Origin of the sequence: Undibacterium sp. Di27W (assembly GCF_049340345.1) — a bacterium.
Lineage (GTDB): Bacteria > Pseudomonadota > Gammaproteobacteria > Burkholderiales > Burkholderiaceae_D > Undibacterium.
The window spans coordinates 231,310-255,657 of the sequence record NZ_JBMPOS010000012.1 but is presented as its reverse complement, the minus strand read 5'-3'; the positions used below and the strand labels follow the sequence as shown (position 1 = coordinate 255,657).

The window sequence follows — 24,348 nt, the reverse complement described above, 5'->3', positions numbered from 1 at the left end:
CAGTAGTAACTGGCCGTATCGAACGCGGTATCGTCAAAGTTGGCGAAGAGATCGAAATCGTTGGTATCAAAGACACAGTCAAAACAACATGTACTGGCGTTGAAATGTTCCGCAAACTGCTCGACCAAGGTCAAGCAGGCGACAACGTCGGCGTATTGCTGCGTGGTACAAAGCGTGAAGATATCCAGCGTGGTCAAGTGTTGGCAAAGCCAGGTTCGATCAAGCCACATGCGCATTTCACAGGCGAGATCTATGTTCTGTCCAAAGATGAAGGTGGCCGTCATACACCATTCTTCAACAACTACCGTCCACAGTTCTACTTCCGTACAACGGACGTAACTGGTTCGATCGAGTTGCCGAAAGACAAAGAAATGGTTATGCCAGGTGATAACGTTTCTATCACAGTAAAACTGATCAACCCGATCGCGATGGAAGAAGGCTTGCGCTTCGCTATCCGTGAAGGTGGCCGTACAGTTGGTGCTGGCGTTGTTGCTAAAATCATCGAGTAATAAATAAGTAGTAAAATGCATGTCTTGCCTGGCTTGTCCAGGTAAGGCGTGCAGTAAATGTCAAGATGTAGGGGTGTAGCTCAATTGGCAGAGCGTCGGTCTCCAAAACCGAAGGTCGCGGGTTCGATTCCCTCCGCCCCTGCCACCATCAAGGCCACAGGCCACCGAAAGTAAATAAAGTATGTCTAATAATCCCGTTCAAACAGTTAGTACATCCAATGACAAGTACAAAGTCATCTTGGCGGTAGTGGCTGCGATTGCCGGTGTTGCTGCTTTTTATATTCTCGCTGGACAGGCAACGTGGATACGTGCCATTGCCTTGGTAGTTGGTTTGTTGGTTGCTGTTGGATTTATCGCAACTTCTGAAATGGGTCGTGATTTTGTCAGCTTTGCTAAAGAAGCTGTGCGCGAAACCAAGAAAGTTGTTTGGCCAACACGAAAAGAAGCTGGTCAGATCACGGCTGTGGTATTTGGTTTTGTTCTGGTGATGGCGCTTTTCCTGTGGGGCACTGATCAGTTGATCGGATTTTTGTTGTATGACGTAATCCTCGGATGGAAAAAATAATGAGCGAGAACATTCAGGAAAACGAAGAAGGTACAGCACCAGCGGTGTCTGTACCTAAAAGTGCTAAAAGATGGTACGCCGTGCATGCTTATTCCGGTATGGAAAAGAGCGTGCATCGTGCATTGGTAGAGCGCATAGAACGCGCAGAGATGCAAGACAAGTTCGGTCAGATCCTGGTGCCGACTGAAGAAGTCATAGAAGTAAAAAATGGCAAGAAAGCAGTGACCGAGCGTCGTCTGTTCCCTAGCTATGTCTTCGTAGAAATGGAAATGACTGACGATACCTGGCATTTGGTGAAAAACACCAGCAAGGTAACCGGTTTTATCGGTGGTAAATCAAACAAGCCTTCGCCGATACCACAGCACGAAGTCGACAAGATTTTGCAGCAAATGCAAGACGGCGTAGAAAAACCTAGGCCAAAAGTCTTGTACGAAGTAGGTGAGGTAGTGCGTATCAAGGATGGTCCTTTTACTGACTTTAACGGCAATGTCGAAGAAGTCAATTATGAGAAATCCAAAGTCCGCGTCACTGTTACCATCTTCGGTCGTGCAACTCCAGTTGAGCTGGAATTTGCCCAGGTTGAAAAAGTTTAAGATCAGTATTCACGTTTGACCTGTACGTAATAAAGCAATTTATTGAAACGGGTCAGAGCGTTGTTTGTGTAATGCAGACAACTCTCAGCAGGCGGAGGAGCCTGTTAGTGTGAAAAGACATTGACAGGCGCTACTACTCATTTTTTGAAGGAGCCAAACATGGCAAAGAAAATCATTGGTTTTATCAAGCTGCAAGTGCCAGCTGGTAAAGCAAACCCATCCCCACCTATCGGTCCAGCTCTGGGTCAACGTGGTTTGAATATCATGGAATTCTGCAAAGCGTTCAACGCACAGACCCAAGGTATGGAACCAGGCATGCCTATCCCTGTTGTGATCACTGCATTTGCTGACAAGTCTTTCACATTCGTGATGAAGACGCCTCCAGCAACTTACATGATCAAAAAAGCAGCTGGCATCACTAAAGGTTCTGCAAAACCACATACAGACAAAGTTGGCAAAATCACTCGCCAGCAAGCTGAAGAAATCGCGACAGTTAAACGCGCTGATTTGACAGCAGCTGATATGGACGCAGCAGTGCGTACTATTGCTGGTTCTGCTCGTTCCATGGGCATCACGGTAGAGGGTCTGTAATGGCTAAGTTATCTAAAAAAGCAAAATTGCTGGCAACGAAAGTTGATCGTCTGAAAGTGTATCCATTTGACAATGCTATCGCTTTGATCAAAGAATGCGCAACAGCAAAATTCAACGAATCCATCGACGTATCCGTACAACTGGGCGTTGATCCTAAGAAATCTGACCAGGTTGTTCGTGGCGCAGTGGTATTGCCAGCTGGTACAGGCAAAACAGTACGCGTCGCCGTATTTGCACAAGGTGCAAAAGCGGAAGAAGCGAAAGCTGCCGGTGCTGATATCGTTGGTATGGAAGACCTGGCTGAACGCGTTAAAGCTGGCGACATGCCATTTGACGTAGTGATCGCTTCTCCAGACACTATGCGTATCGTTGGTACTCTGGGTCAGATCCTGGGTCCACGCGGTTTGATGCCTAATCCTAAAGTCGGTACAGTGACTCCTGACGTAGCTACTGCAGTTAAAAATGCAAAAGCTGGTCAAGTTCAATACCGTACAGACAAAGCAGGTATCATCCACACAACAATCGGCCGTAAGTCGTTTGCTGATGGTGACCTGAAGTCCAACCTGGTTGCACTGATCGAAGCTTTGAACAAAGCTAAACCAGCATCCAGCAAAGGTGTGTATCTGCGTAAAGTATCCATCTCATCCACTATGGGTGCAGGTGTACGTGTAGATCACGCTAATCTGGCAGGCTAAGAATTAAGTCCCTGCATCGTTTGATGCAGGGCGCATCTTTGGGCTGGATGTTTTGAACAAACATCCAGAGTGTCAAAGACCGTTGGGCCGAGTGTGCGAGGGTAGTTTTCAAGCATGAGGTTAATATCTGAAGAGCAATTGGCAGGTCCCAACGCAGATGGTGTACCCGAACAAGTTTTGTAGTGATTACTGGTCCCCCAGTGAAACTCCTAACTTCGGACGCCGTGTTCGAAACGATATGAGGGAAGTACATCATTCCGGTGTATGGACTGAATATCATTAATGGAGGTTGACCGTGAGTCTCAATCTGAATGACAAAAAAGCCGTCGTCGCTGAAGTCTCTGCAAAAGTAGCAACTGCACAGACTATCGTCGTGGCCGAATATCGTGGCATCCAGGTCGGTCATTTGACGCAATTGCGTGCTAGCGCACGCGCTCAAGGCGTATACATGCGTGTGTTGAAAAACACATTGGCACGTCGCGCTGTTGAGGGAACTGCATTTGCAAGTCTCGCTTCTGAAATGACTGGTCCGTTGATTTATGCAATCTCGGAAGATGCTGTTGCTGCTGCTAAAGTCGTTCAAGACTTTGCAAAAAGCAATGACAAACTGGTTGTTAAAGCGGGTAACTATGCAGGCAAATCGCTGGATAAAGCTGGCGTTGTCGCATTGGCAAGCATTCCTAGCCGTGAAGTATTGTTGGCGCAAGTGGTTGGCATGATGCAGGCTCCTGTATCTGCTTTCGCACGTGCTCTGGCAGCCGTCGCAGCACAGAAAGAAGCAGGTTCTCCTGCAGCACCAGTAGCTGAAGAAGCTGCTGAAGCTGTCGCAGAATAAGTTTTTTTCCGTCAAATACCGTATCAATGTAATTAATTAATTGGAGTTTCAAATGGCAATTAGCAAAGACGATATCCTGGAAGCCGTAGGCGCGATGTCCGTAATGGACCTGAACGACCTGGTAAAAGCTTTCGAAGAAAAATTTGGCGTATCCGCAGCAGCAGTAGCTGGCCCAGCAGCAGCAGGTCCAGCAGCAGCAGTTGAAGAACAAACAGAATTCAACGTAATTCTGGCTGAAGTTGGCGCAAACAAAGTTGGCGTCATTAAAGCAGTTCGTGAAATCACTGGTCTGGGCTTGAAAGAAGCTAAAGATCTGGTTGATGGCGCACCAAAAGCAGTTAAAGAAGCAGTTTCCAAAGCTGATGCTGACGCAGCTAAGAAAAAACTGGAAGATGCAGGCGCGAAAGCCGACATCAAGTAATTCAGGTATCATGGCAAGTCTTCGGATTTGCCCAAGTCAAAGACAGGAATCCTCTTGGAAGAGAGGGTTCCTCTTTGGCTTCTTTGTCGTTCAGGGTTGTTTAGCTGTTTATTAAGACCGAGGGTTGAGACTTGAGGTTTTTTTGTCACAGAGTTGCTATGCGTTGTTTTTGTGACAAAAATCCTGAATTCTCTATCCTTCCTTGCCACTCACGGAGTGTCCATGCACTACTCATTTACTGAGAAGAAGCGTATTCGTAAATCTTTTGCGAAGCGCGCCAACGTCCACAACGTTCCGTTCTTACTGGCGACTCAAATTGAGTCTTACCAGAGCTTTTTACAAGAAGACAGAACACCGTCAACTCGCAAAAATGAAGGCTTGCAGTCAGCCTTCACTTCGATTTTCCCTATTGTTTCGCACAATGGCTTCGCACGTCTGGAGTTCCTGTCCTACGTTTTAGGCGATCCTGCATTTGACGTCAAGGAATGTCAACTGCGTGGATTGACTTATGCATCGCCTTTGCGTGCAAAAGTGCGTCTGGTCATTCTGGACAAGGAATCGCCAACCAAGCCAGTTGTCAAAGAAATGAAAGAACAGGAAGTCTACATGGGCGAATTGCCTTTGATGACAACCACTGGTTCTTTTGTCATTAACGGTACTGAGCGCGTTATCGTGTCCCAGTTGCACCGTTCCCCTGGCGTGTTCTTTGAACATGACCGCGGCAAGACACATTCTTCCGGCAAACTGCTGTTCTCGGCAAGGATCATTCCTTACCGTGGTTCCTGGCTCGATTTTGAATTCGATCCTAAAGATATTCTGTTCTTCCGTATTGACCGTCGTCGCAAGATGCCAGTCACTATCCTGCTGCGCGCCATAGGCATGAGCAATGAACAGATTCTGGCCAATTTCTTTGTCTTTGATAATTTCAGCCTGCACAATGATGGCGCAGAGATGGAATTCGTTGCTGAACGTTTGCGTGGCGAAGTTGCCCGTTTTGACATCAGCGACAAAGATGGCAAAGTCATCGTTGCCAAAGACAAGCGTATCAATGCCAAGCATGTACGTGAAATCGAAGCTGGTGGTATCAAGCACATTTCCGTGCCTGAAGACTACCTGCTGGGTCGCGTCCTGGCCAAAAACATCGTTGATGCAGACACTGGCGAAGTCATCGCCAATGCCAATGATGAATTGACAGAAGAATTGCTGGGTCGCCTGCGTGATGCCAAAGTCAATGATATCCAGACTTTGTACACCAATGACCTGGATCAGGGTGCTTACATTTCCCAGACTCTGCGTGCAGATGACACAGCTGACCAGATGGCTGCCCGCGTTGCCATCTACCGTATGATGCGTCCTGGTGAACCACCAACAGAAGATTCTGTTGAAGCCCTGTTCAATGGCCTGTTCTACAGTGAAGAACGTTACGATCTGTCCGCAGTCGGCCGCATGAAGTTCAACCGCCGCATAGGCCGTGATGAACTGACAGGCGCCATGACTTTGTCGAACGAAGACGTATTGGCTGTCATCAAGATCCTGGTTGAGCTGCGCAATGGTCGCGGCGAAGTCGATGATATCGATCACTTGGGTAATCGTCGTGTACGTTGCGTCGGTGAATTGGCTGAGAACCAGTTCCGTGCTGGTCTGGTACGTGTTGAACGTGCTGTCAAAGAGCGTCTGGGTCAGGCTGAAGCCGACAACCTGATGCCGCATGACCTGATCAACTCCAAGCCTATTTCTGCTGCGATTCGTGAGTTCTTCGGTTCTTCCCAATTGTCCCAGTTTATGGATCAGACCAACCCATTGTCAGAAATTACGCATAAGCGTCGTATTTCCGCCCTGGGACCTGGTGGTTTGACACGTGAGCGCGCCGGCTTTGAAGTCCGCGACGTTCATCCTACCCACTATGGCCGCGTCTGCCCGATTGAGACACCAGAGGGACCAAACATTGGTTTGATCAACTCGCTGGCGCTGTATGCACGTCTGAACGAATACGGTTTCCTGGAAACACCATACCGTAAAGTAGTCGACAGCAAAATTACATCCCAGATCGATTACCTGTCTGCGATTGAAGAAGGTCGTTACATCATCGCTCAGGCGAATGCGACGATCGATGGCGAAGGCAAACTGATCGATGAACTGGTCTCTGCCCGTGAAGCTGGCGAAACGATCCTGGTATCCCCAGAACGTATCCAGTACATGGACGTTGCTACTGGTCAGGTGGTTTCTGTTGCTGCCTCCTTGATCCCCTTCCTCGAACACGATGATGCGAATCGTGCGTTGATGGGTGCCAACATGCAACGTCAGGCTGTTCCTTGCTTGCGTCCAGAAAAAGCATTCGTTGGTACAGGTATCGAACGTACCGTGGCAGTCGATTCCGGTACCACAGTACAGGCACTGCGTGGCGGTAAAGTTGATTACATCGATGCGGGCCGTATCGTTATTCGTGTGAATGATGCTGAAGCACAGGCTGGTGAAGTCGGTGTGGATATTTACAACCTCATCAAGTACACCCGTTCCAACCAGAACACCAATATCAACCAGCGTCCTATCGTCAAAGTTGGCGATCTGGTCGCAAAAGGTGACGTATTGGCCGACGGCGCATCCACAGATCTGGGCGAATTGGCTCTGGGTCAGAACATGCTGGTCGCGTTCATGCCATGGAATGGTTATAACTTCGAAGATTCGATCCTGATCTCTGAAAAAGTTGTGGCTGATGACCGCTATACCTCGATTCATATCGAAGAGTTGTCGGTTGTTGCCCGTGACACCAAGTTGGGCGCGGAAGAAATTACCCGCGATATCTCCAACCTGGCAGAAAATCAACTGGCACGTCTGGATGAATCCGGTATCGTCTACATCGGTGCTGAAGTAACCGCTGGTGATACCCTGGTCGGTAAAGTGACACCAAAAGGTGAAACTCAACTGACACCAGAAGAAAAACTGCTGCGTGCCATTTTCGGTGAAAAAGCATCTGACGTAAAAGATACTTCCCTGCGCGTGCCTTCCGGTATGGTAGGTACAGTTATCGACGTACAAGTGTTCACCCGCGAAGGCATACAACGCGACAAACGTGCACAACAGATTATCGATGATGAGTTGAAGCGTTATCGCCTCGACCTGAACGATCAGCTGCGTATCGTTGAACGCGATGCATTTGAGCGTCTGGAACGTATGCTGGATGGCAAGATCGCTGATGGCGGTCCGGCCAAACTGGCAAAAGGCACCAAGATCACCAAGGAATACCTGGCCAGCGTGGATAAATACCACTGGTTCGATATTCGCCTGGCATCTGATGAAGCAGCCAATGCGCTGGTCGCGATGAAAGATTCCATCGCTGAAAAACGTCATCAGTTCGATCTGGCTTTTGAAGAAAAACGTACCAAGCTGACGCAAGGCGATGAATTGCCGCCAGGCGTACAAAAAATGGTCAAGGTTTACCTGGCTGTTAAACGTCGCCTGCAACCTGGTGACAAGATGGCGGGTCGTCACGGTAACAAGGGTGTGGTTTCCCGTATCGTGCCTATCGAAGACATGCCTTACATGGCTGACGGTACACCAGCAGACATCGTGTTGAACCCACTGGGTGTTCCATCACGTATGAACGTCGGTCAGGTTCTGGAAGTGCACCTGGGCTGGGCAGCGAAAGGCCTGGGCTTGCGCATAGGCGAAATGCTGAAAGCCAAGGCCAAGGTAGAAGAACTGCGTGATTTCCTGAAGAAGATTTATAACGAATCTGGCAAGAAGGAAGACATCGACGGCTTCTCCGATGCAGAGATCCTGGAATTGACCAACAACCTGAAACATGGCGTGCCTTTTGCAACACCGGTATTTGACGGTGCGCATGAAGATGAAATCCGTCGCATGCTGGATCTGGCCTTCCCTGACCATATCGCTGCACAACTGGGTATGACACCATCGAAAAACCAGGTCACCCTGTTTGATGGCCGTACTGGTGAAGCGTTTGAGCGTAAAGTCACACTGGGTTACATGCACGTACTGAAATTGCATCATCTGGTTGATGACAAGATGCATGCACGTTCGACCGGTCCTTACTCTCTGGTCACGCAGCAACCACTGGGCGGTAAAGCACAGTTCGGTGGTCAGCGTTTCGGTGAGATGGAAGTCTGGGCACTGGAAGCTTACGGCGCGTCTTACGTCTTGCAAGAGATGTTGACAGTCAAGTCCGATGACGTGAATGGCCGTACCAAAGTGTATGAAAACCTGGTCAAGGGAGACCATGTGATCGACGCTGGCATGCCTGAGTCCTTCAACGTTCTGGTCAAAGAAATCCGCTCTCTGGGTATCGATATCGATCTCGAACGTAGCTAAGAAGTTTAGTTTTGTAATTGCAGTAAAGCCATCGCCCGAATAGCATTCGGGCGATGGCCGTTAAACCTGGCAAGCAGTTTGGAAGTAATGTCGTTCCCGGTATCAGCGGAACCTGCGTCGAAAAGACCTGGCTCTCCCGCTCATGCGAACAGGGTAAAGCGGCGAAGCTTCTGTTGCAGCACCATTCAGCCAACTAGCGTTTGCGCGCTTCACTGGAGTGATACACATGAAAGCTCTGCTCGATCTATTCAAGCAAGTCCAACCCAACGAACAATTCGACGCGATCAAGATTGGTCTGGCGTCTCCAGAAAAAATTCGTTCCTGGTCCTACGGCGAAGTTAAAAAGCCGGAAACCATCAACTATCGTACTTTCAAGCCTGAGCGCGATGGCCTGTTCTGCGCCAAGATTTTTGGTCCTATCAAGGATTACGAATGCCTGTGCGGCAAGTACAAACGCCTGAAACACCGTGGCGTTATCTGCGAAAAATGCGGCGTTGAAGTGACTCTGGCCAAAGTGCGTCGTGAACGCATGGGCCATATCGAGCTGGCTTCTCCAACTGCACATATCTGGTTTCTGAAATCCCTGCCATCCCGTCTGGGTATGGTATTGGACATGACTTTGCGCGATATCGAACGCGTACTGTATTTTGAAGCATATGTCGTTACCGATCCAGGCATGACACCGCTGAAAAAATGCCAGATCATGTCTGAAGATGATTACGCTGCCAAGTACGAAGAATTCGGCGACGAATTCACGGCATTCATGGGTGCTGAAGGTATCCGCGAATTGCTGCGTTCCATCGACATCGATCGTGATGCAGAAACCCTGCGCACAGAGTTGAAAGAATCCAAATCTGAAGCCAAGATCAAGAAATACGCAAAACGTCTGAAAGTACTGGAAGCATTCCAGCGTTCAGGCATCAAGCCAGACTGGATGATCATGGAAGTTCTGCCGGTCCTGCCGCCAGAACTGCGTCCATTGGTCCCGCTGGATGGTGGCCGTTTCGCGACTTCTGATCTGAATGATCTGTATCGCCGCGTCATCAACCGTAACAACCGTCTGAAGCGTTTGATGGAATTGCGCGCTCCTGAAATCATCACACGCAATGAAAAGCGTATGTTGCAGGAAGCCGTCGATTCCCTGCTGGATAACGGTCGTCGCGGTAAGGCAATGACAGGCGCCAACAAGCGTCCTCTGAAATCCCTGGCAGAAATGATCAAGGGTAAGGGCGGTCGTTTCCGTCAAAACTTGCTGGGTAAGCGCGTCGATTACTCTGGTCGTTCCGTTATCGTGGTGGGTCCGCAACTGAAATTGCATCAGTGCGGTCTGCCAAAACTGATGGCATTGGAACTGTTCAAACCTTTCATTTTCAATAAACTGGAATTGATGGGTCTGGCAACCACCATCAAGGCAGCGAAAAAACTGGTAGAGATACAAGAACCAGTTGTATGGGATATCCTGGAAGAAGTCATCCGCGAACATCCTATCATGCTGAACCGTGCGCCTACGCTGCATCGTCTGGGTATCCAGGCGTTTGAGCCGGTCCTGATTGAAGGTAAAGCGATCCAGTTGCATCCACTCGTCTGCGCGGCTTTCAATGCCGACTTTGACGGTGACCAAATGGCGGTTCACGTTCCTCTGTCTATCGAAGCACAGATGGAAGCACGCACATTGATGCTGGCATCCAACAATATTCTGTTCCCATCCAATGGTGAACCGTCTATCGTTCCTTCCCAGGATATCGTGTTGGGTCTGTACTACGCTTCCCGTGAAAAAATCAACGGCAAGGGCGAAGGCATGATGTTCCCTGACGTTTCAGAAGCGATCCGCGCCTGGGACAACAAGGAAGTCGAACTGGCTACCCGTATCACAGTCCGTATTACCGAATATCCAAAAGATGCAGCAACTGGCGAATTCGTCAAAACCATCAAGCGTTATGAAACGACTGTTGGCCGTGCGATTTTGTCTGAAATCCTGCCTAAGGGTCTGCCATTTACCGTATTGAACCGTCCGCTGAAGAAAAAAGAAATTTCCAAGCTGATCGATACGTCTTTCCGTAAGTGCGGCCTGCGCGCTACAGTGGTGTTTGCCGATCAATTGATGCAAATGGGTTTCCGTCTGGCGACACGCGCCGGTATCTCCATCTGTATCGATGACATGTTGGTACCGCCACAAAAAGTCACACTGGTAGCGAATGCCGAACACGAAGTCAAACAGATCGAACAGCAATATGCTTCCGGTCTGGTGACTGCGGGTGAACGTTATAACAAAGTGGTTGATATCTGGGGCAAAACCGGTGACGAAGTCGGCAAGGCCATGATGGAACAACTCAAAGTTGAACCAGTCACACGCCGCGATGGCTCTGTCGGTACACAAGAATCTTTCAACGCCATTTACATGATGGCCGACTCCGGTGCGCGTGGTTCTGCAGCCCAGATTCGTCAGTTGGCAGGTATGCGTGGTCTGATGGCGAAACCGGATGGCTCGATTATCGAAACGCCGATCACCGCGAACTTCCGCGAAGGTTTGAACGTTTTGCAGTACTTTATTTCCACTCACGGTGCGCGTAAAGGTCTGGCCGATACGGCGTTGAAAACAGCGAACTCCGGTTACCTGACACGTCGTCTGGTTGACGTGACGCAAGATCTGGTCGTGGTTGAAGATGACTGCGGTACAGCCAATGGTTCATCCATGAAGGCGATCGTTGAAGGCGGTGAAGTTAACGTGCCTTTGCGTGACCTGATCTTGGGCCGTGTTTGCGCCAATGACATCGTCAATCCTGAAACACAGGAAACATTGTACGAAGCTGGCTCCCTGCTGGATGAAACAATGGTAGAACGCATCGAAGCCCTGGGCATCGATGAAGTCAAAGTACGTACACCATTGACATGCGACACGCGCTACGGTCTGTGCGCCATGTGTTATGGCCGTGATCTGGGCCGTGGTTCCCTGGTTAACTCCGGTGAAGCAGTTGGTGTTATCGCTGCGCAGTCCATTGGTGAACCAGGTACACAGTTGACGATGCGTACCTTCCATATCGGTGGTGCCGCGTCCCGTGCTGCGATTGCTTCTTCTGTTGAAGCCAAGTCTAACGGTACTATCCGTTTCACCGCGACCATGCGTTATGTCACTGACGGCAAAGGCGACCAGATCGTTATTTCCCGTTCTGGCGAAGTGCTGATCACGGATGACCACGGTCGTGAACGTGAACGTCATAAAGTACCTTACGGTGCAACCCTGATCGTTAAAGACGGTCTGGTCATCAAGGCTGGTGCAGCATTGGCGACTTGGGATCCATTGACCCGTCCTATCATTACCGAATACACCGGTACGGTGAAATTCGAAAACGTCGAAGAAGGCGTGACTGTTGCGAAACAGGTTGACGAAGTGACAGGTTTGTCCACCCTGGTGGCGATCGATGCGAAACGTCGTGGTAGTGCTGCAGGCAAGACACTACGTCCACAGGTTAAACTGTTGAATGAACAAGGCGATGAAGTCAAGATCGCTGGTACAGAACATGCGGTAACCATTGGTTTGCAAGTTGGCGCGCTGATTACCGTTAAAGACGGTCAGCAAGTACACGTTGGTGAAGTTCTGGCGCGTATCCCGACTGAATCACAAAAAACCCGTGATATTACCGGTGGTCTGCCACGCGTTGCTGAGTTGTTCGAAGCCCGTTCACCAAAAGATGCCGGTATGCTGGCAGAGGTAACAGGTACGGTTGCGTTTGGTAAAGAAACCAAAGGTAAGCAACGTCTGGAAATCACCGACATGGATGGCGAGAAGCACGAGTTCCTGATCACCAAAGACAAACAAGTCCTGGTGCATGACGGCCAGGTGGTGAACAAGGGTGAGATGATTGTTGACGGCCCAGCCGATCCACAAGACATCCTGCGCTTGCTGGGTATCGAAGCGCTGGCACGTTACATCGTTGATGAAGTTCAGGACGTGTACCGTTTGCAAGGCGTTAAGATCAATGACAAGCACATTGAAGTGATCGTGCGTCAGATGTTGCGTCGCGTTGTCGTGGTTAATCCAGGCGATGCCAACTACATCGTTGGTGAACAGGTAGAACGTTCTGAATTGCTGGATGAAAACGATCGCGTAGCAGCAGCTAACGGTATCCCTGCAACATATGAAAATATCTTGCTGGGTATTACTAAGGCATCCCTGTCTACAGATTCCTTCATCTCTGCGGCGTCCTTCCAGGAAACCACACGTGTTCTGACCGAAGCTGCGATCATGGGCAAAAAAGACGGTCTGCGTGGCTTGAAAGAAAACGTCATCGTTGGTCGCCTGATACCTGCCGGTACAGGTCTGGCATTCCATCGTGCCCGCAAGTTGAAAGAAACTTGGGAAGCCGATGAACGTGTAGCCTTGCTGGAAGCAGAAAAAGCAGCATTTGCTCCCATCCCGGAAGTCACGGTAACTGATGTGGTCGATGGCGAAGCATAATTAGCCATCAAGCTATACCAGCGATACTGAAGTAATGAAAAACGGCACCTGCATAAGGTGCCGTTTTTTTTTGAGCAATGACATCGCCAAGCCGCAGTACAATACGGCAGCTAATCATGAATAGACTATGCAAGAGAATAAAAACCTGGCCCTGAATGCGGCTGCCATAGAAAAACTTTGCGATGGCCCTACCCGCGAAGTCGATATCGAAGTCGTCGCAGAAACGGGCTCCACCAATGCTGACCTGATGGCACGTCTGCCGGTATTGTCACGCCCGGTCTTGCGGCTGGCCGTGCATCAGACTGCCGGTCGCGGCAGGGCTGGCCGCCCCTGGCTGACACTGCCCGGCGGCATGCTGACTTTTTCCCTGGCCTGGCATCTGCCGCAGGCAGCACACAATTTGCTGGGCTTGCCACTGGCGATAGGTGTCGCCCTGGCTGAATGCCTGAATAACCTGAACCAGAATGTACAACTCAAATGGCCGAATGACATCTTGCGCGATGGTAAAAAACTGGCTGGCATCTTGCTGGAATCCGCAAGCGCCAGCGATGGCGGCACCTGGATAGTCGCTGGCATAGGCTTGAACCTGCAAGTGTCAGATGAGCTGGAGGCGCAAGTAGGCCGCGCCCTGGCAGATGCACCCTGGCTGGCACAAATGGATAGAAACCTCTTGCTGGCACAGTTGCTGAACGCCCTGGTAGTGGCCTTGCAGCAATTTGGCCAGCAAGGTTTTCCCGGATTTTTACCACGCTGGAATGCCCTGCATGCCTATGCCCATCAAACCGTGCATATACTCGATCATGGGCAAGTCCTGCACACCGGCACAGCCCTGGGCGTCGATCTGCATGGCTGCCTGGTGCTGCAGACTGAGCAGGGGCAAGTCAATGTATTGGCTGGTGATGTATCTTTACGGGCATCAGCATGAAAAAAGATGAAACAAGGATGAGGCAGGCATGATGCAGTTGTTGATAGACGCGGGAAACACGCGTATCAAATGGGCCACGTTTGATGTGGATGCAGCTCCAGCGCAACTTGCGCCGGTATGGCAACACATGGAAAGTGTCAGTCATGCCGATCTGGATAGTTTGAAAACCAGCTGGCAGGGCATGCGCTTTACATGCGTCTTGATTTCCAATGTTGCCGGTGTCAGCATCAAACAGAGACTTACTGCTTTACTGCAAGAAGTACAGCCAGACTTGCCCGTCACCTGGTTTGCCTCGCAAGAAGATATTGCTGGCCTGCATAATGGCTATCGCAATCCGGCACAACTGGGCTGCGACCGCCTGGCTTCCATGATAGGGGCGCATTACCTGTTCCCGCAACAAAGCCTGATCGTCGCCACTTGTGGCACGGCCACTACTGTTGACGCCGTCACCACAGCAGGGGTGTTCAAGGGCGGCATGATCTTGCCGGGGCTTAAACTCATGGCCGAGTCGCTGGCGCGCAATACGGCGCAGTTACCACAGGTGGCTGAGTCCACCGATATCGCCAAAGTGTTTGCCGACAATACTGACCATGCCATCGTCAGTGGTTGCATCAGTGCCCAGGTCGGTGCGATAGCAAGAGCAGTCGCAAGCCTGGAGCAGCAAGAAAAACGGGCCATCACCTGTGTGATATCCGGTGGTGCAGCACCTTACTTACTGGCCCATCTGGGCATCCCACATGAATATGTCGCCAATCTGGTCTTGACGGGCCTGTTTGTCGTGGCACAATCAAGCCCGGACTGATAACAATGACATTACCATGCTGAGATTCTTTTTTTGGAGCCTGCTTGCCCTGAATGCCTTCTTGCTGGCATTTAATCTCGGCTATCTGGGACATTGGTCACTCGACACCCATGAGCCTGAGCGTTTGAAAAAACAACATCATGCCGATCAGTTAAAACTCATGAGCGCGACAGATGCGGTCACCCCGAGTGAACCTGTGGCAGAAAAGAAAGCCGAACTCATCGCCTGTCTGGAGGTCGGTAACTTCCAGCAAACTGAAATCGCCAGGATAGAAGAAAGATTGAAAACCCTGGCACTGGGAGACCGTCAGTCGCGCATCAATATCGTCGACGTTGCCACCCACATGGTCTTCATACCTTCGCAAGGCAGCAAAGAAGGCGCAGACAAAAAAGCCGGTGAACTGCGCCGCCTCGGTATCAATGATTTTTATATCGTGCAAGACCAGAGCAGTTTACGCTGGGGCATTTCCCTCGGGGTCTTCAAGACGGAAGAAGCTGCCAAACTGCATTTGAATAATCTCAGCAACAAGGGTGTACGTTCAGCCCGCATAGGCCCACGCTCCATCAGCACCAGCAAGTTCGCCTACCAGCTCAGGGCCCTGAGTGCAGACGAAAAGAGCAAGTATGACGCCATCAAGGCCAGCTTCCCGGCGCAAGAGAATCGTAATTGTCAGCTGACGGCATATAGCAGGAATTAAGCGTCGTTACTTCAAATATGAATGCATTCATTGCCGTTGCCATCATCATTGCCATCGTCTTGCTGGCAATGAATGTGTATGTAACTTATCTACTGGCAAAGAGCGAGTTTTTCGAGCCTGCACAAAAATATGCCCAATATGCCTTGATCTGGCTGCTCCCTGTTATCGGAGTACTAGCTTGTTATATGTTTGTACAACCCACATTGGGAAGCAGTGCGAGTCATTCATTCGATGGGGAAGATGCCGCATTCGTCAGTGGATCAGATGGATATGCAGGTCCGCTGCATCACGATTAATATTGTTTGGGGTTAAAAAATAGCTTTTATTTCTCACTACGTGGGAATTTGTGGTTGATGTTTCCCATCCAAATGCTAGCATGAGTATATTCAGTTTTATATGCTAGCTTCCCGCCATGGCTGTCCCTCATAAAATAGACATTCCTCAAAGCGAGCGCGTGTTACAGGTCCTGGCTTGTGTCGCCCGCCATGGTCAGGCCCTGTCTGCGCGTGAACTGGTGGAGCAAACCGGCTTGCCTTTGAGTACCCTATACCGCCAGCTCGCGCCACTGAAGAAATGGGGGCTGGTGCAGGAACATGCGCAAACCGGTCTGTATGAACCGGGCCCTTTGGCGGTACAACTCGCGCGTGGTTTTGACCAGCATTCCTGGCTCATGAGTGCGGCGCGTGATGAACTGGCGGACCTGGTACACAAATCAGGCGAAAGCGTAGGCTTGCTGGCCTACGTGAATGGGCAGGTGGTGTGCTTGGACATGCAGGAAAGTCAGCAAGCCCTACGCTGCTCCTTTGCCAAGGGTCGTGCCAGTTCCAGTGTGCGTGGTGCGTCGGCCAAGGCCTTGCTGGCCTATTTACCGTCCGCCTTGCAAGACGATTTACTGGCGCAGAATTTCCTGGAAAATGCGCCACTATCGAGTCAGTCACTGCAAGACTTGCAAACCCAGTTAAGCTGCATACGTGAGCAAAGATATGCCACTAGTGAAAACGAAATCGATCTCGGCATCTGGGGCGTCAGCGCACCCGTGTTTTCTGGTCGCGATAAACTGGAAGCCACCTTGTCCCTGATGGCACCGGCACAGCGCATACAGCAGCGCAAACAAGAACTCATCAACATGACCCTGGCAGCAGCTGACAGGCTGAGCCGCAAACTACAACATCCATAAATACCGGAGACATCATGACTGCTTATCACTTTCAACAGGGCAGCCTGCCGCTGCTGATTTCCATGCCCCATGTGGGCACCAGCATACCGGATGATATCGCGGCCCAGATGCTGCCCGTTGCTCAAGAAAAAACCGATACTGACTGGCATTTGCGTGAACTCTACAATATGGCAACAGAGTTGGGAGCCTCCACTATTGCAGCTGAATATTCACGCTATGTGATAGACCTGAACCGTTCTTCAGACAATGCCAATCTGTATCCGGGCCAGGATACTACTGGCCTTTGCCCGCTCGATACCTTCGCCAAACAGCCCCTGTATGCGGCTGAGAATGTGCCGACAGAAGCCGAAGTACAGCGTCGCATCACGACTTACTGGCAACCCTATCACCAGCAATTGCAGCAAGAACTGGAGCGTTTGTTGAGCCTGCATGGCAGCGTGGTTTTGTGGGATGCGCATTCCATCGCATCTGAAGTGCCACGCTTTTTCGAAGGTAAGTTACCAGACCTGAACTTTGGTACTGCTGACCAAAAATCCTGTGATACCGGCATGCAAACTGCCATCGCAAACAGCCTGCAAAACGCCAGCGATGCGCAAGCCTATAGCCATGTTTTCAATGGTCGTTTCAAAGGCGGTTTTATCACCCGCAATTACGGTCAGCCTTCACGTCATATCCATGCAGTGCAGCTGGAAATGAGTCAGTGCATCTACATGGATGAAGCCGCACCGTATGCATACCGGCCTGACCTGGCAGCGCAGGTGCAACCTCTGCTGAAGCAATTATTACAAGCTTGCCTGGACTGGAACAAGACACAAGGGAGAACCGCATGAGTAGCCTGTTTGCCCATCATGCTCTGTTGCCGCAAGGCTGGACCAGCAATGTACGCCTGCACTGGAATACCAGCGGTGAGCTGAGCCAGATAGAGCTGGACACTAGCGCGCAGATACATGAAAACCAGGCGCAATTCGTGGTGCCCGGCATGACCAATTTGCATTCTCATGCTTTCCAGCGCGCCATGGCTGGCATGACAGAAATGGCAGGCGAGGGCAAGGACAGTTTCTGGACCTGGCGTGACCTCATGTATCGTTATGCACTGCATATCAAGCCTGAGCAAATCCAGGCCATCGCCGCACAACTGTATGCAGAATGCCTGCGCCATGGCTATACCGCAGTTTGTGAATTTCATTACCTGCACCGTGATCAGGATGGCAGTTTTTATGCGCGTCCCGCCGAGATGGCAGAACGTGTCATCGCAGCTGCAGAACAGACCGGCATGGGCATCAGCATGCTGCCAGTGCTATACAGCTATGCCGATTTTGGCGAGCAGGCTCTGCGTCATGACCAGCGCCGTTTCTCCACCAATGTGGCCGAGATCATGCATTTGCTAGAAGCGCTGGAAGGCAAGCGCAATGCCCAGGTTGAAGTCGGTGTGGCCCCGCATTCGCTGCGTGCTGCTAGCATCAGTCAGATACGTGAACTGGTGGCAGCACTGCCAGCTAGCCGCCCCATCCATATCCATATCGCCGAGCAGCAAAAAGAAGTCGATGCCTGCATTGCCTACTCAGGCAAACGTCCGGTAGAACTCTTGCTCGATACTGGCATGGTAGATGAGCGCTGGTGCCTGGTGCATGCCACGCATTTGAACAAGGCAGAAGTACAGGGCATCGCCACCAGTACGGCGGTGGCAGGCATTTGCACCACGACGGAAGGCAATCTCGGTGATGGTTTTTTCGATCTGCCAGATTACCTCGCAGCCGGTGGCCGCTTTGGTGTGGGCAGTGATAGCCATGTCTCACAAAGCCCGGTAGAAGAATTGCGCTGGCTGGAATATGGGCAACGCCTGCGACTGCAAGGCCGCAATATCGCCAGTATGCCAGGGCAGCGCAAGGTCGGTGATTTTTTATATCAGGCAGCCTTGCAAGGCGGTGCGCAAGCCAGTGGCCGTAAGCTCGGTCAACTCAGTGTCGGTTACCGTGCCGACATGGTGGTGCTTGATGATCAGCATCCCAACCTCGCAGGTATTGATAGTGCCGATGTACTCAATACCTGGATCTTTGCCGGCAATGATAATCTGGTGCGCGATGTCTATGTTGGGGGGCAAAAAATAGTGCAGGCAGGGCAGCACAAAAATCAGACAGAAATACAGCTTTCCTATGTCAAATGCATGCAGCAACTAAGGCAACTGTGAGCCTGGGCTTTACAATGGCAGGCTAATTAATTGTATAGATAAGGTCTGCACGTGTATAAAACCAAACAATTCATGATCAGCCTGTGCCTGCTCAGCGGCATGGCAGGATCAGCTTTAGCCGCTGGCAGCAATTCCGCGGCCACTGCTGAAGCAATGCGCGTCATCAAGGCCAGCGGTGTCGTCAGAATGGTCAAGGCAACTAGCCAGCCAGCAAAATTTCCTTGCATAGACAAAACCTGGAAAAAATCCGAAGCAGAAGTGCAAGGCCTGTATGTCGCGAATTTCACTAGCGAAGAATTACGCGCTGTCGCTGATTTTTATGAAACACCCCTGGGTGTCAAATACATCACCGCATTTGAAACCCAGGCCTATAACCGTAACCATCCTGCGCAAGTGAAAGCCGTTGCGACTTTCAGTGATGCCGAGCAAAATGAAATCAAGCAATTTTACGAAACCCCGGCAGGTAAAAAATACATGAGCGGCCCTGAGGCGCAAATCATGACTGATGCCACGATGAGGATAGGTTTTGATATTGCTGTGGCTTGTTTCAAAGCAAAATAATTTGTGCTTGAAATGCAGTTCAATTCAAGAAAGTGGGTGCCAAGGCTATAGCATCGGCACCCATTTTTTTAGCCGCGCAATCTCGCCGCCGCATCCCGCAACATCTTCTCGGTCGTTTCCCAATCCACGCAGGCATCGGTGACTGAGCATCCGTATTTGAGTTGTGACAAATCTTCCGGGATGGGTTGGTTACCTGCAATGATGTTGGACTCTATCATGACCCCGACGATGTCTTTGTTGCCATTGGCAATCTGGTTGATGACATCGGCCATGACCAAGGGTTGCAGTTCCGGTTTTTTATAGCTGTTGGCATGTGAGCAATCGACCACGATATTGGGTGGCAGCTTGGCCTTGACCAGGGCTTGCTGGGCCATGGCGACAGAGACGGTATCGTAGTTCGGGCGATCACCACCGCCGCGCAAGACCACGTGGCCATATTGATTGCCGCTGGTGCGTACGATAGAGACACGGCCCTGGCCATTCAAGCCCAGGAAAGAGTGTGGATGGGATGCCGACAAAATCGCATTGATGGCAATGCTGATGTCGCCATCCGTCCCATTCTTGAAGCCCACAGGCGTAGACAAGCCGGACGACATTTCGCGGTGGGTTTGTGATTCTGTCGTGCGTGCACCGATGGCAGTCCAGGCGATCAGGTCACCCAGGTATTGTGGCGAGATAGGGTCCAGTGCTTCAGTGCCGGTCGGCAGACCGAGTTCACAGACATCCAGCAAAAACTGGCGGGCTTTTTCCATGCCTTCATCGACGCGGAAAGAATCATCCATATATGGGTCATTGATATATCCCTTCCAGCCTGTGGTCGTGCGTGGCTTTTCAAAATACACGCGCATCACCAGCAACATCACATCCTTGACTTCTTCCTGCAGGGCTTTCAGGCGGCGCGCATAATCCAGACCGGCAACCGGGTCATGGATGGAGCAGGGGCCAACGACGACGAACAGGCGTTTGTCCTTGCGCTCCAGTATGCTGCGCAGGCTTTCACGGCTTTGCTCGACGACGTCACCAGCCAGATCGCTCAAAGGCAGGCGCGCATGCAATTCTTCAGGAGTGGGCATGTTCTCGAAAGAACTGACGTTGATGTTTTCCAGTATGGTGTGTGTCATGTTGAGTAAGAGGCTTTTGCGTTAGTTTATTGCGTTAAATTTGGCCTACATTATCACCTATTACTGGATTTTTAGAATTGCAGGCTAATCACAATATCCCATTATTTGATCTGATCTGTTCTGATCGACTGAATGGAATTCCCCTAAAATCCAGAGTGAGCCGTTTTACTGCGTCATGAAGATGCATTTAATGGCATTTTGCTCACTGAAGATAATGACCATGTTAAGTACTGCGCAACAAGAAGAATTTGCCAGCCAGGGTTTCCTGGTATTGCGGCAACAGGCCAGCGCCACCTATTGTGAAGAAGTGATTGCCTATTGCGAACAGCAACTGGCGGGGCAGGTACAATCCATAGAATATGAGGCGGACACACGTTATCCCGGCGCGCCCGCTTCACGCGATGCAGAAGGCGGCCTTACGGCCAGGCGTTTGCTGCAAGCCTATGCCCGTGACCCGCGTCTGGCACTGTGGGCAGTCGGGCCAGCATTGGCGCAGCCTTTATTGCAGTTGCTGGGTGAAGGTGCTTTACTGTCGCAGTCTCATCACAATTGCATCATGAGCAAGCAGCCGCAATATTCCACCGCCACAGGCTGGCACAGGGATAGCCGTTACTGGAATTTCCAGCGGGCAGAACTGGTGTCTTCATGGCTGGCACTACGCAATGAAACCCTGGAAAATGGCTGCCTGCTGGTGATACCCGGTTCCCATAAAACCGATATTGATGTGGCCCAACTCGACGAAGCACAGTTCTTGCGCACTGACCTGGCGCAAAACCAGGCTTTGCTGGCACAAGCCCAGCCCGTGCCTTTGCAGCAGGGCGATGTCTTGCTGTTCCATAGTAATCTCTTCCATGCTGCGGGCAAGAACCAGACTGCTGCGACCAAGTTTTCCATGGTCTTTACTTACAGGGCGGCAGATAATCCGCCACGGCCAGGTACACGTTCAGCGGCTTTTCCTGAAATTGCCTTATAAGCGCAGACGGCAATCTCAATGTGCACTATGCTGTAAGCTATCGTTCAGACAAAGTGGAGCATTGCCATGCGCAGTATGTCAAAGTTGTTGGCTGTAACCCTTATTGTCACGTCCAGCCTCTGTGCCCAATTTGCCCAGGCGGCCGGCAAGGAAGTGTTTCCTGCGCAGCCAGCCCTGGCGGGTACTATGCTGAACGGCAAGCCATACAAGCTCGACACCAGCAAAGGCGAGGTCATACTGGTGACTTTCTGGGCCACCTGGTGCCCAACTTGCCAGGCCGAGATGCCGACTTTCCGCAAATTCTATGAAGCCAATAAAAAATCAGGATTTGAACTGGTCACCGTCAGCATAGACGATGCCATGACAGATATCGATGATTATGCCAAACAGGCCAAATGGCTGAATAAGGACAATCAGGCTTTCCCGTCGCTGTGGCGCAATGCTCCGGATTATCAGGATAATTTTGGCAAAGTTTTTGCCACACCGACCGTGTTTCTCATTGGCCGTGATGGCAAGGTCATGGAGTCTTTCAAAGGCGGTATCAAGCCTGCGCAATGGGCGCATATCAAGGCGGTTATCCACAAACCTGCCAGCGCAGCAAAAAGCTGATCTTAGTTGCTACTGAACTCACCCTGCAATCAGGCTAGCGACTTGTAGCGCTTGATTGTAATAATTTGTTGTCAAACTTGCTGGGTTGTCAGATTGACGTTACTATCTGGCAAGAATCGCTGTGTGGCATTAAATTGCGATGTTTGTCTGATTTACTCTCCCGAATGACATATGAGCCTGGCTACACGCCAGAACATAGCAGTCTGCCGGTTTTTTTGAGGGTTGGGATCAAAAATGATGGTGAATTTACATGTGCTTGCGTAAGCCTGTCACGCTGTTGCGGCCAGGCTTGCTGATTTTCTTGTTACCGCTCTTCAGCCAGCAAGTCGTCTATGCCAAGGACGTGATGATACTGACCCCTGACCCCATAGATCAGCGCGGCCAACCCTATCCCCTGAAACTGGCAGATAAGCTATTCGAGTTTATCGAGCACGAAGAAAATCTGCAGATACAACAGCAACGCAGCCCCTGGCCACGCGCATTGCAGGCAGCAGAAAATGGCGAGGGAGTGTTATACGGCGTCAGCAAGACTAAAGAGCGCGAAAAAATCTTCCATTTTTCTTTGCCCATACAATCAAAGTATATGTTCCTGGTCACCAGAAGCGATGCCCAGTTCCGCTTCAATACCGTGGCTGACCTCAAGGGCAAGATCATAGGCATACCGCGCGGCTTTAGCTATGGTGACCGCTTCGATGCCATGAAAGATAATCTTTTCAAGGTCGAGGTCGATAATTACGCACCCTTGTCACGCATCTATAAACTCTTGTTCCGGCGCATGGATGCAGGCTTGTTTGGCGCGGTGGAAAAGGACCCGCGCGTACTCGAAAACAGATTAAAGGCTTTGCGTGACGAAAACGAAGGAACTAGTTCTGCTTTTGCTGATGTGCGCCTGACGGTCTTGCCCAAGCCAATGTTGATAGACACCATCCATTTTGCCGTCAGAGCAGACAAGGATGACGGCATCATCGACAAGCTCAATGCCGCCATCCTCAAGGCCAGGAAGGCTGGTCTCCTCGAAGAAATACGCTAAGGACTTTAGATATTTTCGAGCGCTATCAATTCCTGCACAGTCTGGCGACGACGGATTTGCTTGATCTGCTCACCATCGACCAAAACCTCAGGTATCAGCGGGCGTGAATTATAGTTTGACGACATGCTGGCACCATAAGCACCAGCATCATGGAAGACGAACAAGTCACCAATTTCGCAAGCTGGCAAATCCTGGGTCGTGACCACGCCACCATCTTCTTGCGTGAACACGTCGCCTGATTCACACAAAGGCCCGGCGACTACGGTAGGACGCAAGGCGGTAGTGCGCTCAGCGCCGTCTGCAGTGTGGCAAGTAATGCGATGGAAGCTGCCATACATGGAAGGGCGCACCAGATCATTGAAGCCTGCATCGACGAGGGCGAAGAAATTGCTGCCCACCTGTTTTTGCGCACGCAATTCAGAAATCAATATACCGGATTGCGCCACCAGGAAACGGCCAGGTTCTATCTCCATGCTGATCTTGTGACCCAGCAGGCTTTCGATTTCTTTCCTAGCCTTGTCCCAGATGTCAAAGTAATGCGCAGTATCGACCGCAGGTTCATCACCACGATAAGGGATGGACAAGCCACCACCTATGGAAATTGCCTGCAAGTCACGCTGGCAGATTTTCACCTGTTCTATCATCGCATCGCAGACACTTTGCAAATGATCATAATCAACCCCGGAACCAATATGCATGTGCAGGCCCACCAGCTTCAAACCATATTGATCGATGATGGCCAGCGCATTTTGCAATTCTTCATGCCAGATGCCGTGCTTGCTTTGCTCTCCGCCAGTATTGGTCTTGCGGCTGTGGCCATGACCAAAACCAGGGTTGATGCGCAGCCACACTGCGTGACCAGGATGAGCCTGGCCCAGTTGTTCCAGCATCTGCGGTGATCCGCAATTCACCGGGATATTCAATTCCACCACACGTTTCAGGGTCGCACGGTCCAGCAAGTCGGCTGTGAATACGATAGGCGCATGGCCACCATGTTCAGCCTGGCTGGCATAACCGGCGGCCAGCGCACGTTCCACTTCACCCAGCGAGACAGAATCCACCATCACGCCTTCTTCGCGCATCAGGCGCAGCAGATGGATATTGCTGGATGCCTTCTGGGCAAAGCGAATCACATCAAATTGTCGCAGGCGGGCAATTTGCGCTCTTATAATGGAAGCGTCATAGGCCCAGCAAGGTGTTTCAAATTCGGTGGCAATATGGGCAAGCTGTTGTGCAGTTATAGTCGTTGTCATGGCAATTTTTCCAGGGCA

General features: G+C 50.8%; 22 protein-coding genes and 1 tRNA gene. 21 read left to right on the top strand and 2 right to left on the bottom strand.

Annotation, left to right across the window (positions count from 1 at the left end):
- The 18 genes from ACO0LF_RS23045 to ACO0LF_RS22960 form a co-directional block, all read left to right on the top strand.
- Nucleotides 1-509: EF-Tu/IF-2/RF-3 family GTPase (locus ACO0LF_RS23045; RefSeq protein ID WP_423018254.1), on the top strand; the 509-nt coding region annotated here is incomplete at its 5' end.
- A 69-nt stretch (nt 510-578) separates the two neighbouring features.
- Nucleotides 579-654 (top strand) — tRNA-Trp (locus ACO0LF_RS23040).
- A 36-nt stretch (nt 655-690) separates the two neighbouring features.
- The gene (secE, locus tag ACO0LF_RS23035) at nt 691-1,074 is read left to right on the top strand and encodes a preprotein translocase subunit SecE (protein WP_423018252.1); all 384 of its coding nucleotides are present in this window, start codon (nt 691-693) and stop codon (nt 1,072-1,074) included.
- Nucleotides 1,074-1,667 (top strand): transcription termination/antitermination protein NusG, encoded by a 594-nt coding sequence (gene nusG, locus ACO0LF_RS23030; RefSeq protein WP_186956794.1) that lies wholly within the window; start codon nt 1,074-1,076, stop codon nt 1,665-1,667. Before secE ends, nusG begins: the two co-directional genes overlap by 1 nt.
- 159 nt (nt 1,668-1,826) lie before the next feature.
- Nucleotides 1,827-2,258 carry a 50S ribosomal protein L11 gene (rplK, locus tag ACO0LF_RS23025; RefSeq protein WP_186956792.1) on the top strand — a complete coding sequence of 144 codons (432 nt, stop codon included), beginning with the start codon at nt 1,827-1,829 and terminating at the stop codon, nt 2,256-2,258.
- The gene (gene rplA, locus ACO0LF_RS23020) at nt 2,258-2,953 is read left to right on the top strand and encodes a 50S ribosomal protein L1 (protein ID WP_186956790.1); all 696 of its coding nucleotides are present in this window, start codon (nt 2,258-2,260) and stop codon (nt 2,951-2,953) included. Before rplK ends, rplA begins: the two co-directional genes overlap by 1 nt.
- A 295-nt stretch (nt 2,954-3,248) precedes the next feature.
- Complete coding sequence (gene rplJ, locus ACO0LF_RS23015) at nt 3,249-3,788, top strand: 50S ribosomal protein L10 (protein WP_423009239.1); 540 nt, start codon at nt 3,249-3,251, stop codon at nt 3,786-3,788.
- A 52-nt stretch (nt 3,789-3,840) separates the two neighbouring features.
- Nucleotides 3,841-4,209 carry a 50S ribosomal protein L7/L12 gene (rplL, locus tag ACO0LF_RS23010; RefSeq protein WP_423018250.1) on the top strand — a complete coding sequence of 123 codons (369 nt, stop codon included), beginning with the start codon at nt 3,841-3,843 and terminating at the stop codon, nt 4,207-4,209.
- A gap of 222 nt (nt 4,210-4,431) precedes the next feature.
- Nucleotides 4,432-8,538: a DNA-directed RNA polymerase subunit beta gene (gene rpoB, locus ACO0LF_RS23005; protein ID WP_423009241.1), complete on the top strand. Its 4,107-nt coding sequence runs from the start codon at nt 4,432-4,434 to the stop codon at nt 8,536-8,538.
- A gap of 226 nt (nt 8,539-8,764) precedes the next feature.
- A complete protein-coding gene (gene rpoC, locus ACO0LF_RS23000) occupies nt 8,765-12,994 on the top strand; it encodes a DNA-directed RNA polymerase subunit beta' (protein ID WP_423018248.1) in 4,230 nt (1,409 codons plus the stop codon).
- A 127-nt stretch (nt 12,995-13,121) separates the two neighbouring features.
- Nucleotides 13,122-13,919 carry a biotin--[acetyl-CoA-carboxylase] ligase gene (locus ACO0LF_RS22995; RefSeq protein WP_423018245.1) on the top strand — a complete coding sequence of 266 codons (798 nt, stop codon included), beginning with the start codon at nt 13,122-13,124 and terminating at the stop codon, nt 13,917-13,919.
- 28 nt (nt 13,920-13,947) lie between these two features.
- Nucleotides 13,948-14,721, top strand: coding sequence for a type III pantothenate kinase (locus ACO0LF_RS22990; RefSeq protein ID WP_423018243.1), 774 nt, complete (start codon nt 13,948-13,950; stop codon nt 14,719-14,721).
- 16 nt (nt 14,722-14,737) lie between these two features.
- Entirely contained in the window at nt 14,738-15,418 is a 681-nt protein-coding gene (locus tag ACO0LF_RS22985) for an SPOR domain-containing protein (RefSeq protein ID WP_423018241.1), read from the top strand.
- 17 nt (nt 15,419-15,435) lie between these two features.
- Nucleotides 15,436-15,714, top strand: a complete 279-nt coding sequence (locus ACO0LF_RS22980) for a hypothetical protein (protein ID WP_423018239.1) — start codon at nt 15,436-15,438, stop codon at nt 15,712-15,714.
- Nucleotides 15,715-15,830: 116 nt separating this feature from the next.
- Nucleotides 15,831-16,595: an IclR family transcriptional regulator gene (locus ACO0LF_RS22975; RefSeq protein WP_423018237.1), complete on the top strand. Its 765-nt coding sequence runs from the start codon at nt 15,831-15,833 to the stop codon at nt 16,593-16,595.
- 14 nt (nt 16,596-16,609) lie between these two features.
- Nucleotides 16,610-17,425, top strand: a complete 816-nt coding sequence (gene hutG / locus ACO0LF_RS22970; protein ID WP_423018235.1) for an N-formylglutamate deformylase — start codon at nt 16,610-16,612, stop codon at nt 17,423-17,425.
- The gene (locus ACO0LF_RS22965; protein ID WP_423018233.1) at nt 17,422-18,783 is read left to right on the top strand and encodes a formimidoylglutamate deiminase; all 1,362 of its coding nucleotides are present in this window, start codon (nt 17,422-17,424) and stop codon (nt 18,781-18,783) included. The genes hutG and ACO0LF_RS22965 overlap by 4 nt, the downstream gene beginning before the upstream one ends.
- A 51-nt stretch (nt 18,784-18,834) precedes the next feature.
- Nucleotides 18,835-19,344 carry a DUF2059 domain-containing protein gene (locus ACO0LF_RS22960; RefSeq protein WP_423018231.1) on the top strand — a complete coding sequence of 170 codons (510 nt, stop codon included), beginning with the start codon at nt 18,835-18,837 and terminating at the stop codon, nt 19,342-19,344.
- Between the two features lie 68 nt (nt 19,345-19,412).
- Here the strand turns inward: ACO0LF_RS22960 and ACO0LF_RS22955 are convergent, their stop codons facing one another.
- A complete protein-coding gene (locus ACO0LF_RS22955; protein ID WP_423018229.1) occupies nt 19,413-20,465 on the bottom strand; it encodes a 3-deoxy-7-phosphoheptulonate synthase in 1,053 nt (350 codons plus the stop codon).
- 214 nt (nt 20,466-20,679) lie between these two features.
- On the opposite strand from ACO0LF_RS22955, the gene ACO0LF_RS22950 reads away from it, so the two are divergent.
- From ACO0LF_RS22950 to ACO0LF_RS22940, 3 genes are all read left to right on the top strand, one after another.
- Nucleotides 20,680-21,438, top strand: coding sequence for a phytanoyl-CoA dioxygenase family protein (locus ACO0LF_RS22950; protein WP_423018227.1), 759 nt, complete (start codon nt 20,680-20,682; stop codon nt 21,436-21,438).
- A 66-nt stretch (nt 21,439-21,504) separates the two neighbouring features.
- Complete coding sequence (locus tag ACO0LF_RS22945) at nt 21,505-22,047, top strand: TlpA family protein disulfide reductase (RefSeq protein ID WP_423018225.1); 543 nt, start codon at nt 21,505-21,507, stop codon at nt 22,045-22,047.
- Nucleotides 22,048-22,297: 250 nt separating this feature from the next.
- Entirely contained in the window at nt 22,298-23,077 is a 780-nt protein-coding gene (locus ACO0LF_RS22940; RefSeq protein ID WP_423018223.1) for a substrate-binding periplasmic protein, read from the top strand.
- Nucleotides 23,078-23,082: 5 nt separating this feature from the next.
- Here the strand turns inward: ACO0LF_RS22940 and lysA are convergent, their stop codons facing one another.
- Complete coding sequence (gene lysA, locus ACO0LF_RS22935) at nt 23,083-24,330, bottom strand: diaminopimelate decarboxylase (RefSeq protein WP_423018221.1); 1,248 nt, start codon at nt 24,328-24,330, stop codon at nt 23,083-23,085.
- Nucleotides 24,331-24,348 lie beyond the last annotated feature (18 nt).